The sequence below is a fragment of the Marinomonas profundimaris genome, from assembly GCF_000508165.1.
GTDB lineage: Bacteria > Pseudomonadota > Gammaproteobacteria > Pseudomonadales > Marinomonadaceae > Marinomonas > Marinomonas profundimaris.
Window position 1 is genome coordinate 127,566 of sequence record NZ_AYOZ01000061.1, and the last position, 14,306, is coordinate 141,871.

Below are 14,306 nucleotides of genomic sequence, written 5' to 3' on the forward strand. Positions count from 1 at the left end.
TAAGGTTTTTTATGTTAACAGCATTGGCTGGCGCACTCACTCCTATCCTATTAATTATTTGTTTAGGGTATTTCCTCGGTAAAAAAACACATTACCTAGAAAGTCCTTCATTAGGCGATTTGGTTTCCAATCTAGGTTTACCTGCCCTATTATTGTATTCCGTTTTATCCATGCAAATGCAGATTTTCAGCATGCTGAAAATCATTGCCGCGACCGTTTTGGTATTGGCCATTGTGGCGCTGGCTTCCTTTATTTTTTTGAAGATATTAAAATTACCAACGCGGTTTTATTTGCCCCCATTAGTTAATCCAAATACGGGCAACCTTGGCATTCCGATCGCGTACGCTTTATTTGGAAGCGAAGGCATGGCCATTGCAGTCGTCATCTCATCGGTTGTACAAATTAGCCACTTTACGCTGGGCGTGGGTTTTATGTCAGGTGCATACAACCCGAAACAATTACTTAAAAATGGCCCCGTAATCGCGCTATTGATTGGCGCACTCTTATTAAGCCTAAATGTCAGTTTACCCTCGCCATTAATGAACACACTGAACATGCTCAGCCATATTACCCTACCCATTATGTTGATGCTGCTTGGTAAGTCACTTAGCACCCTAAGCGTTAAAGAAAGCAATAAGATAAGCCGAGCAGCCATGCTGTCAGCGTTTCGCCCGCTTGTTGGTGGGTTATCAGCGTGCCTGGTTGTGTTTTTTTTCCCGTTAAGCCATTTGGAAAGCGTGGTATTAGTTGTTCTGAATGCGATGCCGGTGGCAGTCATCAGCTATATGCTGGCGATTAAATTTAAAGGCCCTGTCGACGAGATTGCGCTAATGATCCTTATCTCATTGCCTATATCACTTGGAGCAGTCGGTATTTTTTGGTGGTTTTATATTTAGCCCTTTAGGATTGAAGCCAATCTAAAAAAGCCGCAACGGGTGCAGTTTGCGCCCGTTGTTTTGGCAAAACAATGTGATACCCATTATTGGATTGCACTGAAAAATTTGAGAGCGCAATCAATACACCGCTTTGTATATAATCATCTAAAAGTGGCGCCCATCCAAGACCAATACCTTGTCCAGAGATAGCGGCTTGCACCAGCAGAGTGTAATTATCAAACTCCATTGATGAGTCGGATGGTTGCCACCGAGAGCCATTCGATTTAAACAACCACTCCCAATCTACCCATTTTTGTCCCATGTCAGCATTCAACCTAAGTAAGGGAGATTTAACTAGGTCTTCTAAAGTACGAAAGCCGGAATACTCCTCAAACAATTTAGGACTACAGACTGGGTAAACAATTTCAGGCAAAAGTTTCTTCACTAAGTAGCCTTGATACTTTCCTTCACCAAATAAAATCGCCACATCGGCTTCTGTTGAAGCCAAATCCACTTCCGATTGTGATGTTTGGATTCGAATATCAATGTCTTTATGCAATCGACGAAACTCCGGCAATCTCGGCATGAGCCAAAAAGCGGCAAAAGCAAAGTCAGTTGCGACAGTAATCCGTTGTGACTTCGGTTTGTGTTTTATTTTTTGCATCACATCCCGTAAGTCTCGCAAGCTGGATTGTGTCGTTTTTAGTAAAACATGCCCTTCATCCGTTAACACAACGCCGCGATAAATTCGTTCAAAAAGCGAAACCCCCAGCGACGCCTCTAACAAACGTATTTGTTGGCTCACTGCCGGTTGAGTCGTACCCAACTCACGTGCTGCGGCAGTAAAACTCAGTAGTCTTGCCGATGTTTCAAAAACGACAAGGGATTGCAATGGCGGCAACTCTGCATTCGATGACATAAGTAATACTTATCCTACGCATAAGATTTCAGTCAGTTTACAGCAATCGTTTCAAGGCGCAATCTTGATAAATCAAGCAATTAATGCGTATTTGCTTTTATTACCACACTTTATACATTAGAGAAAATCATGTCAGAGAAGCAACCAAATATTCTATTTATTATGGCAGATCAATTAGCCACATCCGCCCTTCCTATCTATGGTAACTCGGTAGTAAAAACGCCTCATTTAAGTTCATTGGCTGCTGAAGGCGTTGTATTTGATTCGGCCTATTGCAACAGCCCACTTTGCGCCCCTTCGCGCTATGTACTAATGACAGGACAATTGCCAAGCAAAATAGGTGCGTATGATAACGCCGCCGATTTGTCCGCCGACATCCCCACCTTTGCCCATTACCTACGGGCGCAAAACTACAAAACCGCTTTGTCGGGCAAAATGCATTTTTGTGGCCCAGACCAATTACATGGATTTGAAGAGCGCCTCACCACAGACATCTACCCGGCCGATTATGGTTGGTTTCCCAATTGGGATGATCTTAAAACTCGCCCCACTTGGTACCACAACATGTCTTCCGTCACTCAGGCTGGCCCTTGCGTTCGAAGCAATCAATTAGATTTCGACGACGAAGTCGTGTTTCACGCTCAGCGATATTTATATGACTATGTTAGACGCGATCAGGATCGCCCATTTTGCTTAACGGTCTCCATGACTCACCCTCATGATCCTTACGCGATTCCGCAAGAATATTGGGACAGATACTGCAACGACGACATTGAATTACCAAAAATTAATATCAAAAAGGAAGACCAAGACCCCCATTCGGCTCGCTTACAATCTGTTTACGCCTATCACGATCAAGAGATTAGCGAACAAGACATAAAAAATGCGCGCCATGCTTATTATGGTGCCATCAGTTACGTTGACGACAAAATTGGCTTGTTATTGAAAGCGTTGAAAGAAACAGGTCTGGATGACAACACCATCATTGTTTTTTCAGGCGATCACGGCGACATGCTGGGCGAAAGAAACCTCTGGTACAAAATGTCATTTTTTGAAGGTTCGGCTCGCGTTCCAATGATCGTTCATGCGCCTAAACGCTTTTCCGCCAAACGTGTTAAAGAATCCGTTTCCACTATGGATTTACTGCCGACGTTCCTAGAAATGGCCACTAACCATCAAGATCACAACTACGCCATGCCAATCCAAGGCAAAAGCTTAATGCCACACATTGAAGGCAAACAAAACGGTCATGACGAAGTCATCGGTGAATACTTCGGTGAGGGCGCTATCGCACCACTTTTAATGATACGCAGGGCACAGTACAAGTACGTTTACTGTCACATTGACCCTGAACAACTGTTTGATCTAGAAAGCGATCCTGATGAGCTAAACAACCTTGCCACAAACCCAAATCATTCCGAACTACTTAGCGCTTTCAAGAAAGAAGCATTGGAGCGTTGGGACTCAAGCGCCATGACGCAGGATGTTCTTATCAGCCAACGCCGTCGCCGACTGATTGTGAAAGCCATGAACAAAGGAAAGAAAGTTGCTTGGGATCACCAACCCATTTTCGACAGCAGTGAAATGTACATGCGAAATCACATTGATCTAGACGATTTAGAAAGCCGGTCTCGCTTTCCGAAAGTCGAATAAATAAACCAAAGTACCACCACAAATAGGAGCACGAGAATGAAAGCACTGACCTTTACGAAAAACGGAATAAAGATAGCAAGTATAGCGAGTCTTCTTATTGGTAGTGGACTAACGCTTTCCGCCGAACCTGAACAATGTAAAAAAGTCACGTTTAGCGACCCGGGTTGGACCGATATAGGGGCGACAAACGGCGTTGCAACCACCCTATTAAACGCCATGGGTTACGATACACAAGTTTATCTTTTGAGTGTTCCTGTTGGATTCGAAAGCTTAAAAAATGGAAAGATCGATGCTTTCATGGGGAATTGGATGCCTGCGCAATCAGCGTTTATCGACAAATACAAAGGCGACATTGATGTCATTCGAACCAATTTAGAAGGGGTAAAGTTCACACTTGCCGTGCCCAGTTATGCTTTTAATAAAGGCGTAAAAGACTTTGCTGATTTATCCAAATTCAGCAAAGAATTCCGCCAACGCATCTATGGTATTGGCGCAGGCGCACCGGCCAATCAAAAACTGCAAAGCATGATAGACACCAACGATTTCAACTTAAAAGGCTGGAAAGTGGTTGAATCTGGCGAACAAGCCATGCTTTCCCAAGTGGCTAGAAGCGTCAAGCGGGATAACTTTATCGTTTTCCTTGCCTGGGAACCTCATCCAATGAACGTCAATTTTGATCTAAAATACCTGAGCGGTGGCGATAAATATTTCGGCCCAAATTACGGCGGTGCAACCATACACACCGTAACTCGAAAAGGTTACAAAGAGGAATGCCAGAATGTCGGTACGCTATTAAGCAACTTAGAATTTGGCTTAACGATGGAAAATGAAATCATAGCGTCCGAAGAAAAACCAGAACAAGCAGCCGAAAGCTGGATAAAAAAACATCCTGAAGTGCTCGAAAAATGGCTGCAAGGTGTTACCACTTATGCAGGACAACCCGCTCTGCCTGCCGTGAAAAAACAACTCGGTTTAATGTAAATGAAAAAGTAAAGTTAAAAAAACCGCATCTGAAGTGAGGCGGTTTTTTTATTTCTCATTCTCTTATTGCAACTACTGGCGGGTCAATCTGTCGTTACCTAACACCAAAGGCGCAGATGAACGATAAGGATTAATGTCTAAACCGCCACGTCTAACATAACGCGCATACACAGTTAAACTTTCTGGCTGACATTGACGCATGATATCGATAAAAATACGCTCAACACATTGCTCATGAAAATCCGTATGTTCACGAAACGACACGACGTATTTTAGAAGGCTTTCATGGTGTATTTTAGCGCCTTTGTAATCGATGAATACCGAGCCCCAATCAGGCTGATTGGTTACAGGGCAATTCGATTTCAATAAATGGCTTACCAATCGTTCCTCGACAATACCTGATTCCGCGTCCAGTGTTAACAGATCCGCGTTAGGATGATATTCCGTAATATCAACATCCAATTCATCAATGCAATAATCTGGTGTTAACACAACCAAAGAAGCCATAGAATCAACATCACGAATAATCACGGTAACATCCGCGCCCGCCGCATTCGAAAGATCTTTCTCAAGCAGTGCCTGCACTTCCTCTATCGAGTCATAACGCATTTGATTCAATGAATTTAGATACAATTTAAACGACTTTGATTCAATAATATTAGGCGAATCGCAAGGTAATCGAAATTCAGCCAACGCAACCACGGGCTTTCCTTTCAAATTTAGCCATGACATCTCATAAGCATTCCAGACATCCTCACCATAAAATGGCAGGCGCTCTGACGCAATGCCCATTTCAGACCATTTGTCGACTCTAGCAATGGGGTAAAGCAACCCTGCATCGTATTCAGAAACATATTCTGTTTGCTGACCTAAGGGTAAAAAGCCCATATACATAACCTCAATTTCTAATGCCTTTGCCCTGATTGAGCAAACGCAGACCAAACCAGAACAACAACACAATAAACACACTGACAATGACAAGCGCCCAATACACATTGATATCGGAAACACCTAGAATGCCGTAGCGAAACGCATTAACCATATATAGAACAGGGTTTAACATCGATATAGATTGCCAAAAATCCGGCAATAAATCGATTGAATAAAACACACCACCAAGGTACGTCAATGGCGTTAAGATGAATGTCGGTACAATAGACACATCATCAAAGCTTTTAGCGTAGATAGCGTTAACAAAGCCTCCAAGCGAAAACATAACCGCCGTCAAACACACAACAAGCACGGTCAAAAATAGGTTTTCCAACGCCAAATGCGTAAAAAACAAAGACAGTACCGTAACAATTAAACCAACACACAAACCACGCGCCACACCGCCTAATGTGTACCCTAACAAAATAATCCAATTAGGCGTCGGTGAAACGAGTAATTCTTGAACGCTGTGCTGAAATTTTGCCGAAAAAAATGAGGATGACACATTTGAATACGAGTTCGTAATGACCGACATCATAATCAAGCCCGGCACGATGTATTGCATGTAACTAAAGCCGCCCATTTCACCAATTCGGTCACCAATTAAATTGCCGAAAATCGCAAAATATAACGACATGGTTATCGCTGGTGGTAACAAGGTTTGCGGCCAAATACGCGTAAACCGACGAATTTCTCTTACTAAAATGGTATAAAACGCGATCCAAATTTCTGAATTTTTCATTTCTCTAACCTTTAATTAATTTGACGAAGAGCTCTTCGAGTCGATTAGATTTATTGCGCATGCTCACCACATTAACGGAGATCGCATCTAGCGCCTTAAAAATCGCATTAATGGATTGCCCTTTTATCACCTCAACCTCAATTGTCGTGGCGTCTTTGCTGATCACGATATTAAATTCCGGTAAATCCCAGCCATCAGGCACGCTAACATCAAGATCCAATATAAACGTTTCTTGATTTAGCGTTTTTAATAACGCCTTAACACTGGTGTTTTCAACAATTTCACCGGCGTTAATGATCGCGATGTTTCGACATAATTGCTCGGCTTCTTCTAAATAATGCGTAGTAAGAATAATCGTCGTGCCTTGCTCATTCAGTTTTTTGATGAATTCCCACATAGAACGGCGCAATTCAATATCCACCCCCGCTGTTGGTTCATCTAAAATCAGCACTTCTGGCTCATGTATCAAAGCTCGCGCAATCATTAATCGACGCTTCATTCCGCCAGATAGCATTCGAGATTGATCGTTACGCTTATCCCATAGATCCAATTGTTTTAGGTATTTTTCAGCCCGCTCAGCTGCAACAACCTTACTGATGCCATAAAAACCCGCTTGAGTGACCACTACATTGAAGACGGTTTCAAATACATTAAAATTAAATTCCTGAGGAACAACCCCCAGATATTTTTTTGCTTTCGCGAAATTTTCGTCAACATCGGTTCCAAAAATAGACACTTTCCCCGATGACTTATTCACTAAAGAACACAAAATACCGATGGTAGTAGACTTACCAGCGCCATTTGGGCCCAGCAAAGCAAAAAAATCTCCTTTTTCAACTTTTAAATCGATCCCCTTTAGCGCTTCAAAACCACCTTCATAGCGTTTTTTAAGGTCACTAATTTCGATTGCATATGTCATAATTGAAATTCTCGTACGGCATCGGCCGACTCAATAGTTATTTATTTGAATAGGGTTTTACGTGGAATCACGCACACAATACATACTCGACGCTTTTTCTGATTTGCGTCATCGAATTGCAGAACATGCTCCTTTTGATCAGACAGACTTAACGGAAGAAGACAAAGACTTCTTAGAAAAATGGGATGAACTGACAAATAAGATTCAGCAAAATGCCCTAGATTACAGTTTTGATGCTCAAGAAGTTTTATCGCGCTTCATTCGCTGTTACGCAAACCTTGTACCACTCATTAAAAGAGAGCTGCTATGGTTTGTTGGCGGAGAGTGTTTGCATTTTCTAGGTGATGAAGAAATCACACTTTATCAGCAACTTGAAGATCGCTTATACGAGCTAGACAGCCAAAACTTACGCGCTGATATATCAAAAGAGATCACGACATTGCGCGGTACATCTACTCAAATTCATTAAGAAAAATGAGATGGGCGATTGCGTTATCGCCCATCGACTCTTTTAACGTATTTTCTTAAACACCAAGGTCCCATTTGTTCCACCAAAGCCAAATGAGTTATTCAAAACCACGTCAATTTTGCGCTTTTGAGGCGTAATCGGTACATAGTTTAAATCACAACCATCGCCCGGCTCTTCTAAATTGATCGTAGGTGGAGCAACCTGATCACGAATGGCCAAAATCGAGAATATTGACTCTACAGCACCAGAAGCACCCAATAAATGGCCAATCATAGATTTAGTCGAACTAATGGCGATGTCCGAGGCGGCATCGCCCATTAGCGCTTTGACAGCATGGGTTTCAGCCAAATCACCAGCTGGTGTTGATGTACCATGTGCGTTTATATAGTCAATGTCATGCGGTTTAAGCTTCGCATCTTTTAATGCCGCACTCATTGCTGATGTTGCGCCTTCGCCACTTTCTGGTGGTGCTGTCATATGGTGTGCATCATCGCTCATACCAAAGCCCGCGAGCTCTGCGTATATTGTTGCACCACGTGCGACGGCGTGTTCGTACTCTTCTAGTACAAGAATACCGGCACCATCTCCCATAACAAAACCATCACGATTCTTGTCCCATGGTCGACTTGCTGTTTTGTGATCGTCATTGCGAGTAGACAACGCCCTAGCTGCACCAAAACCACCAATACCCAATGGGGTAATGGCCATTTCTGCACCGCCGGCAATCATGACATCAGCGTCGCCGTAAGTAATCATACGAGCCGCTATGCCGATGTTATGCGTACCTGTTGTACACGCTGTGACAATAGAACTATTAGGGCCTTTAAAGCCAAAACGTATCGCCACATGACCAGAAATCATATTAATAATCGCGCCTGGTACAAAAAATGGAGAAATACGTTTTGGACCTGATTCATTCAAGAGCTCTAAGTTTTTTTCTATCATCGGCAGACCGCCAATTCCAGAACCTATTGCACAGCCTACGCGGTTCAAATCCGCGGTATCGGCATTTAAATTAGCATCTTCAAGCGCTTGAACAGCCGCTGCGATACCATATTGAATGAAAAGATCCATTTTGCGCGCTTCTTTTACGCTCATATATTGAGTCGCATCAAAATCAGTAACTTGCGCTGCAAAACGAGTGGAAAACTGGCTAGCATCAAAAGAAGTGATCTCCGATACACCACTTTTGCCTTCCAATATGTTATCCCACGTATCCTTCACATTATTGCCAAGGGGTGTCACCATTCCCATACCTGTGACCACAACCCGACGACGAGACATAAGATTCCTCCAGCAACCCGCCCTGAATTCTTCAAAGGGCTATTAATAAGAAAAGCCGCTGTAACGAATACAAGCGGCTTTTCGGGAACTCAGTTCACTAATATATTACAAGTTAGCGTTGATGTAGTCGTTCGCTGCTTGTACTGTAGTGATTTTCTCAGCTTCTTCATCAGGAATTTCAGTATCAAATTCCTCTTCAAGAGCCATAACCAACTCAACTGTGTCTAGGGAATCTGCACCTAGGTCATCAACGAAAGATGCTGAAGAAATAACATCTTCTTCTTTAACACCTAGTTGTTCGCAAACGATTTTTTTAACGCGTTCTTCAATGCTACTCATTAGAAATTCCTACTCTACTCGTTAACAGCTCAGTGTGAGCATATTATAAAAATTCGGTCACCTAAAAGGTGTGATTCTCTACATGAACCGGAGACGTATTTTCGTTGAATTAAATATAAAATTCAACTCAAATTACGACATATACATGCCGCCATTGACATGTAATGTTTCACCAGTGATGTATCCAGCGCCATTTGACGCCAAAAATGCGACTGCCGCCGCAATTTCTTCTGGTTGACCAAGACGAGAAGCAGGCACTTTTGATACCAACTTCGCTTTGTGCTCTTCAGGCAACACCTTAGTCATGTCTGTTTCAATGAACCCAGGAGCAACACAGTTTACTGTGATGCCACGTGATCCAATTTCTGCAGCCAAAGAGCGGCTAAAACCTTCTAGACCGGCTTTCGCTGCTGAATAATTTGTTTGTCCGCCATTGCCCATAGAGCCAACAACCGAACTAATACTAATCACTCGACCAAATTTCGCTTTTGTCATGCCGCGCAAACACGCTTTCGTAACACGGAAAACAGACGTAAGATTGGTATTAATTACCTGATCCCATTCGTCTTCTTTCATACGCATCATTAAGTTATCACGAGTAATGCCTGCATTGTTAACCAAAACCGTTGGCGCACCAAATTCTGCTGTGATTTCTTTGATCACGGCATCAACCGATTCACTGGATGACACATCCAGAACCCAGCCTTTACCATTTGCTCCTAAGTAATCACTGATGCTTGCCGCACCAGATTCACTTGTCGCCGTTCCAATAACCGTCGCACCTTGCTCAACAAGAGCAACCGCAATCGCCTTACCTATGCCACGGGTAGCCCCCGTTACTAGCGCTATTTTTCCTTCAAGACTCATACTTGTCTCCAACGATTTTTCAGTAAATATAAAACAGCACTATGCAGACAACGCCGCCTCAAATGCCGACAAATCACCCAAAGAAGATGTATTCAATCCTTTGACGATTCGCTTATTCAAACCACTTAACACTTTACCTGGGCCACATTCAACGGTTGCCGAAACACCCAATTCAGAAAGCAGCACAACAGATTGAGTCCATAAAACTGGCTCACTCAACTGAGACACCAAATTAGCTTTAATTACAGCAGGATCAGATACCGCTTGCGCCGTCACATTTTGAACCAAGGTACAGGTAGGGACACTAAACGCTATTGACTCCAGTTTTTCAGCCAATTTATTACCTGCTGGAATCATCAACTCACAGTGAGAAGGCACACTAACTGGTAAAGGCAATGCGCGCTTAGCGCCCGCCTCTTTCGCATTTACCATCGCTTCTTCAACAGCGGCAACATGACCCGCTATTACAACCTGCCCAGGTGAATTAAAGTTAACAGCACTCACAATACCTGAAACAGCACTACATGCTGCAATCACTTTATCGTCATCTAGCCCAATAATGGCTGCCATCGCACCCTCACCTGCTGGAACGGCTTGCAACATATATTCGCCACGCAACTTAACCAGTGCAACCGCATCAGTAAAACCAATAACGCCAGCGCACACTAGAGCGGAATACTCACCCAAACTATGGCCAGCAACATACGCTGGCATTTCACCACCCTGTTGCTCCCAAAGGCGCCACAAAGCAACACTTGCCGTCAAAAGAGCGGGCTGCGTCTTGTCTGTTTGACCAAGCTGCTCCGCATCATTCTGAACCAAATTCCACAAATCATAACCAAGAACAGTGGATGCTTCTGCAAATGTTTTTTCAATTATATCGTGTTTTTCTGCCAAATCAGCCAACATTCCCAACTGCTGAGAACCTTGACCCGGAAAAACAAACGCTAATGTTGTGCTCATTTTACTTCCTCGCTACAAAGTCGCGCTTCCATAGCAGAAAACAAATCTGCTCGCGCTATATCAATTCCATATTCAATCGCCCCAACCATTGCTGGTAAATCAGAACGACCATGACCTTTTACCAAATTGCCACGCACTCCAACCAAACAGGCACCATGCCTACGTTCAGTTTGGTAAAAAGTCTCGAATAATGACGACACGCCATCCATACCTTTAAATTTTTGCATTAAAAAGGACAATAGCCCTTCCGATGCCTTTAACACAGCGTTCCCTACCATGCCGTCACACACTATGACGTTTTTCTCGCCATCGAACAATTCCGTACCTTCCGCATAACCAAGATACGTTGGCCAAGCCTTCTCAGAAAGCAAGCGATCCGCTTCCTTAATGACCACACTGCCTTTAGAGCTCTCGACCCCTACGTTCAATAAACCAACCTTGGGCACCTCATCACTTAAGGCTTCAACATACGCAGAACCCAACTCGGCAAAACCAACCAACATAGAAGGCGGACAATGAACGTTTGCACCCAAATCGACCAAACATCGCAAAGGGTTAGAATATAACTCCCTAATAAGAGCGGGATAAAGCTTAGGACGAACCACACCTAAAATATGGCGAGCCAATGCAACCATCGCACCCGTATTCCCTAATGTCACAACGACATCTGAAGACTTCTGAGCCAACGCATTTAAAGACTGATAAAGCGTACTGTTTCGGCGACGAAATAAAGACAAAACGATTTCATCGTCTGCATCAATAACATCAGTGCAAGCTATCAGAGTTAAACGATCATGAGGCGCGGGAAGATCCAGTCCTGGATTTGGGGAATAATAAATTGTGATGGTGACATCTTGATGGCGAGAAAGAATATTTACTGCGCCGTCAAATGCAATGCGGGGACCTAAGTCCCCGCCCATAGCGTCTAAAGCTACCCTAATCATGGGTATCTTAGTTATTCACCTTTAGGGGTGATAACTTGACGACCACGGTAAAAACCGTCTGCAGAAATGTGGTGACGACGGTGAAGTTCACCAGTAGTCTTTTCTACAGATAGAGTAGCGCTTGTTAAAGCATCGTGCGAACGGCGCTGGCCGCGACGTGAACGAGTTACTTTACTTTTTTGTACTGCCATTTTTGGAGCTCCTAACTTTACTTGGCCTTTAATTGGGCCAATATACTAAATGGATTCGGTTTTTCGTCATCCGGTGCGTCATCGGTAGACGAGGCATACTTTACAGCTGTTGGGTTGCAACCACTTTCTTCGTGATAGGCGACAATTGGTAAGGCAAGTATAATTTCTTGCTCCACCATATCTGCCAGGATTACTTCACCATCGGTCATGACAACAGGATCATAATCACCAGGTAGATTTTTAGCATGATCTTCGTCATAAACGAAGCCCAACGATAGATCTAACGCCAGATCATGTGCTACTGCTTCCATACAACGTTGACAAACAACCTGTACTTGAGCAGTTAATGATCCAGTAGCAATGTAACGCCTATCCTCATCAACTCTAAAGTCTAGATGAATAAAAACATTACCCTCATCAGAGGCTAATATAGCACTAAGCTCCTCAAATCGATTAAGGGGCACGTACCCTTCAAAAGCCTGCCTATTAAAGGCATATTTTCGAGGGTCAAAATATTTAGGTAACGTATCATTCAACATGGCGGGGAATGTTATTGCCAAGCGCCCTTTTTGTCAAAGTCTAAGTGCAGTTAAAGCAATTTTTTTCACTCTTTTAAGGCATTCTCAGTAAAAAAACGTAAAATCCACACTCATTCTCATAAAGCGAGCAAAATCGAATGCATAAAATACTCATTTTAGGCTCCTCTTCACCCTATCGAAAAGAGCTACTTAAGCGCCTAAATATACCATTTGAATGCCATTCACCCAACATCGACGAAAGCCCATTAACAAATGAGTCTGCCATCAATTTGGTAAAGCGCCTTTCCATCCAAAAAGCGCACGCCGTTCACCAAGAATGTAAGAATAACAACACCCATAAAGACAGCCTTATCGTCACATCCGACCAAGTGGCGGTATTGGGTGATGTGACATTAGGAAAACCACACACCAAGAGCAATGCCATCAAACAACTGTCGAGTTTTAGCGGCAAGAAAGTCAGCTTTTTAACCGGCCTCTGTGTCCTCAATCAAGAAAGCCAACGCCACCAATACACGCTAAATGAATACCATGTGTATTTTAGAAGGTTAACACTCAAGGAAATTGAATCGTATATTAATATTGAGGAACCATTAGATTGTGCTGGCAGCTTTAAATGTGAAGGTCTAGGGGTTTGCCTTTTTGAAAAAATGGAAGGCGATGACCCCAATGGCCTGATTGGATTACCACTTATTTCGCTTAGTCAACTACTTAGAAATGAAGGCATAAACCCAATAGGCTAAGTTTGTACAAAATCAATGCCCTTTAGGAAAAGCGTAATATCTCATGGAAGGAGACTCCAGCTCATTAATGGCCTTCAACGCTACGTCATAACCAAAAGCAATCAACTCTTTGGCACGCCAAAACTCATAAAATCCGGAGATATCCTTCGGAATTGAGATGAGTAAGTCTGGCGGATAGCCCGCCAATTTGTATTGAGTCAGCGATTCCTGCATTGTCTCAAACATGACATTAATGGTTTGTAAGCGCCCCCAATTTTCTGGCGAATAGGCATTATCATCTTTGTCAGAAAAATCATCCTGCCCTTTACTAAAGAACCCTTTTGTGCTTCCCCACCAAGAAGGCGCCTCTTTAGCGCCACCATCAATTGAAACAGGCACCTGATCGAGCTCTTTTTCTCCAGGGCCGTTGAGATCCACTGCAATAATATAATCTGCGCCAGCGGAGACAGTCGGAATAATGGGCAAAGGGTTTAACACACCGCCATCAACATACCATCGATCATTCAGATGCACGGGCGACAAAATGGAAGGAATCGCTGAAGACGCCCTCATAGCTGTGATCAAATCGCCCCGTTGAAACCAGCATTCTTTTTGATTCACCAACTCAACGGCCACAGAAGTATAGGCAATAGGGAGAGATTCAATAACAGGTTCACCGATGATTTCCTGGATTTTTTCAAAAAAACGATCCCCTTTGATATAACCGCCGTTCATTAGAGACATATCGAGCAATTTAAGGACATCAACCCTATCAAGTGACTCCGCCCAGTCTCGATATTCGGCCAACTTACCAGCTGAAAAAACACCTCCAACAATGGCACCAATAGAGCACCCTGAAATACTAACAATTTCATAACCACGCTCTTCAATGGCCTGAATGACGCCAATATGAGCATTGCCACGTGCTGCACCACTGCCTAAAACAAGAGCAACTGTTTTTTTCTTATTCAC

The 14,306-nt window shown here is 43.3% G+C and carries 17 protein-coding genes; 5 read left to right on the forward strand and 12 right to left on the reverse strand.

The window, feature by feature from the left end; genetic code table 11:
* Positions 1 to 11 precede the first annotated feature (11 nt).
* Complete coding sequence (locus D104_RS35975) at positions 12 to 896, forward strand: AEC family transporter (RefSeq protein WP_024025533.1); 885 nt, start codon at positions 12 to 14, stop codon at positions 894 to 896.
* 4 nt (positions 897 to 900) lie between these two features.
* On the opposite strand, the gene D104_RS35980 is transcribed toward D104_RS35975, so the two are convergent.
* The gene (locus tag D104_RS35980) at positions 901 to 1,794 is read right to left on the reverse strand and encodes a choline sulfate utilization transcriptional regulator (RefSeq protein ID WP_024025534.1); all 894 of its coding nucleotides are present in this window, start codon (positions 1,792 to 1,794) and stop codon (positions 901 to 903) included.
* 129 nt (positions 1,795 to 1,923) lie between these two features.
* Between D104_RS35980 and betC the strand changes: the two genes are divergently transcribed.
* Positions 1,924 to 3,447 (forward strand): choline-sulfatase, encoded by a 1,524-nt coding sequence (gene betC, locus D104_RS35985; protein WP_024025535.1) that lies wholly within the window; start codon positions 1,924 to 1,926, stop codon positions 3,445 to 3,447.
* A 36-nt stretch (positions 3,448 to 3,483) separates the two neighbouring features.
* A complete protein-coding gene (choX, locus tag D104_RS35990; RefSeq protein WP_024025536.1) occupies positions 3,484 to 4,428 on the forward strand; it encodes a choline ABC transporter substrate-binding protein in 945 nt (314 codons plus the stop codon).
* A gap of 72 nt (positions 4,429 to 4,500) precedes the next feature.
* Here choX and queF read toward each other — a convergent pair whose 3' ends face one another.
* The 3 genes from queF to D104_RS36005 are packed head-to-tail and all read right to left on the reverse strand — an operon-like array spanning position 4,501 to position 7,019.
* Positions 4,501 to 5,316 carry an NADPH-dependent 7-cyano-7-deazaguanine reductase QueF gene (queF, locus tag D104_RS35995; RefSeq protein WP_024025537.1) on the reverse strand — a complete coding sequence of 272 codons (816 nt, stop codon included), beginning with the start codon at positions 5,314 to 5,316 and terminating at the stop codon, positions 4,501 to 4,503.
* Positions 5,317 to 5,326: 10 nt separating this feature from the next.
* Positions 5,327 to 6,100: an ABC transporter permease gene (locus D104_RS36000; RefSeq protein ID WP_024025538.1), complete on the reverse strand. Its 774-nt coding sequence runs from the start codon at positions 6,098 to 6,100 to the stop codon at positions 5,327 to 5,329.
* A gap of 4 nt (positions 6,101 to 6,104) precedes the next feature.
* Positions 6,105 to 7,019, reverse strand: a complete 915-nt coding sequence (locus D104_RS36005) for an ABC transporter ATP-binding protein (RefSeq protein ID WP_024025539.1) — start codon at positions 7,017 to 7,019, stop codon at positions 6,105 to 6,107.
* Between the two features lie 61 nt (positions 7,020 to 7,080).
* Here D104_RS36005 and D104_RS36010 point away from each other — a divergent pair, with 61 nt between their 5' ends.
* Entirely contained in the window at positions 7,081 to 7,488 is a 408-nt protein-coding gene (locus D104_RS36010; protein ID WP_024025540.1) for a PA2817 family protein, read from the forward strand.
* Between the two features lie 42 nt (positions 7,489 to 7,530).
* Here D104_RS36010 and fabF read toward each other — a convergent pair whose 3' ends face one another.
* The 7 genes from fabF to D104_RS36045 all read right to left on the reverse strand — a co-directional run bounded on the left by fabF (position 7,531) and on the right by D104_RS36045 (position 12,636).
* A complete protein-coding gene (gene fabF / locus D104_RS36015; RefSeq protein ID WP_024025541.1) occupies positions 7,531 to 8,772 on the reverse strand; it encodes a beta-ketoacyl-ACP synthase II in 1,242 nt (413 codons plus the stop codon).
* Positions 8,773 to 8,877: 105 nt separating this feature from the next.
* Entirely contained in the window at positions 8,878 to 9,111 is a 234-nt protein-coding gene (gene acpP / locus D104_RS36020; RefSeq protein WP_024025542.1) for an acyl carrier protein, read from the reverse strand.
* A gap of 132 nt (positions 9,112 to 9,243) precedes the next feature.
* Entirely contained in the window at positions 9,244 to 9,978 is a 735-nt protein-coding gene (fabG, locus tag D104_RS36025) for a 3-oxoacyl-ACP reductase FabG (RefSeq protein ID WP_024025543.1), read from the reverse strand.
* Between the two features lie 39 nt (positions 9,979 to 10,017).
* Complete coding sequence (gene fabD, locus D104_RS36030) at positions 10,018 to 10,941, reverse strand: ACP S-malonyltransferase (protein WP_024025544.1); 924 nt, start codon at positions 10,939 to 10,941, stop codon at positions 10,018 to 10,020.
* Positions 10,938 to 11,885, reverse strand: coding sequence for a fatty acid synthesis protein (locus tag D104_RS36035; RefSeq protein ID WP_024025545.1), 948 nt, complete (start codon positions 11,883 to 11,885; stop codon positions 10,938 to 10,940). The genes fabD and D104_RS36035 overlap by 4 nt, the downstream gene beginning before the upstream one ends.
* A gap of 11 nt (positions 11,886 to 11,896) precedes the next feature.
* A complete protein-coding gene (rpmF, locus tag D104_RS36040; RefSeq protein WP_024025546.1) occupies positions 11,897 to 12,076 on the reverse strand; it encodes a 50S ribosomal protein L32 in 180 nt (59 codons plus the stop codon).
* Between the two features lie 17 nt (positions 12,077 to 12,093).
* The gene (locus D104_RS36045; RefSeq protein ID WP_235075970.1) at positions 12,094 to 12,636 is read right to left on the reverse strand and encodes a YceD family protein; all 543 of its coding nucleotides are present in this window, start codon (positions 12,634 to 12,636) and stop codon (positions 12,094 to 12,096) included.
* A gap of 116 nt (positions 12,637 to 12,752) precedes the next feature.
* Here D104_RS36045 and D104_RS36050 point away from each other — a divergent pair, with 116 nt between their 5' ends.
* On the forward strand, positions 12,753 to 13,355 hold the full coding sequence (locus tag D104_RS36050) for a Maf family protein (RefSeq protein WP_024025548.1): 603 nt from the start codon (positions 12,753 to 12,755) through the stop codon (positions 13,353 to 13,355).
* 12 nt (positions 13,356 to 13,367) lie between these two features.
* Here the strand turns inward: D104_RS36050 and D104_RS36055 are convergent, their stop codons facing one another.
* Positions 13,368 to 14,306, reverse strand: a complete 939-nt coding sequence (locus tag D104_RS36055) for a patatin-like phospholipase family protein (protein WP_024025549.1) — start codon at positions 14,304 to 14,306, stop codon at positions 13,368 to 13,370.